General features: G+C 68.2%; 1 protein-coding gene. It reads left to right on the top strand.

Translation table 11 applies throughout. The annotated features are described in order from the left end of the window. On the top strand, positions 1-942 hold a 942-nt coding region (gene trpD, locus I5M_RS00885), incomplete at its 5' end, for an anthranilate phosphoribosyltransferase (protein WP_022719676.1). Between the last annotated feature and the right edge of the window lie 145 nt (positions 943-1,087).

Below are 1,087 nucleotides of genomic sequence, written 5' to 3'. Positions count from 1 at the left end.
CGTCGGCTGATGATGGCGGGCGACGCGACGCCATCACAGATGGGCGCGCTCCTGATGGGCCTGCGGGTCCGCGGCGAGACCGTCGACGAGATCACCGGTGCGGTGGCGGCGATGCGCAGCAAGATGCTGACCGTGACCGCGCCCGCTGACGCCGTCGACATCGTCGGCACCGGCGGCGACGGCTCGGGCTCGGTCAACGTCTCGACGTGCGCGTCGTTCATCGTCGCCGGCTGCGGCGTGCCGGTCGCCAAGCACGGCAACCGCGCCCTCTCCTCGAAATCCGGTGCCGCCGACGTGCTCGGCGCGCTCGGCGTCAAGATCGACATCACGCCCGACCAGGTCGGCCGCTGCGTCAAAGAGGCCGGCATCGGCTTCATGTTCGCGCCGACGCATCATCCGGCGATGAAGAACGTCGGCCCGACGAGGGTCGAACTCGCCACCCGCACCATCTTCAATCTGCTCGGCCCGCTGTCCAACCCGGCCGGCGTCAAGCGACAGATGATCGGTGTGTTCTCGCGCCACTGGGTGCAGCCGCTGGCGCAGGTTCTGAAGAACCTCGGCTCCGAGGCGATCTGGGTCGTGCACGGCTCCGACGGGCTCGACGAGATCACCCTCACCGGCCCGACCACGGTGGCCGAACTCAAGAACGGGGAGATCACCAGCTTCGAGGTCACCCCCGAGGACGCCGGCCTGCCGCGCGCCCACGCCGACGCGCTGAAGGGCGGCGACGCGGCCGCCAATGCGGTGGCGCTGCGCGCCGTGTTGGAAGGCATGCCGGGGCCGTATCGCGACGTCGCACTGGTCAACGCCGCCGCGACGCTGATCGTCGCCGGCAAGGCCAAGGACCTCAAGGAAGGCGTGGCGATGGGCGCGCATTCCATCGACTCAGGCGCCGCCGAAGCCAAGCTGAAGAAGCTGATCGCGGTGTCGGCGGCGGCTTGAGCACAAAGCGAAGAGCTCGTCATTGCGAGCGCAGCGAAGCAATCCAGCTCCGAGCACTGAGCTGGATTGCTTCGTCGCTTCGCTCCTCGCAATGACGAACGCTAAACCTGGTAATTCTGGTAATGTCCGGCTCTAGGAGCGGCCC

The sequence above is a fragment of the Rhodopseudomonas sp. B29 genome, from assembly GCF_000333455.1.
In the GTDB taxonomy this organism is placed as follows: domain Bacteria; phylum Pseudomonadota; class Alphaproteobacteria; order Rhizobiales; family Xanthobacteraceae; genus Rhodopseudomonas.
This window is presented reverse-complemented; position numbering and strand designations above follow the sequence as displayed.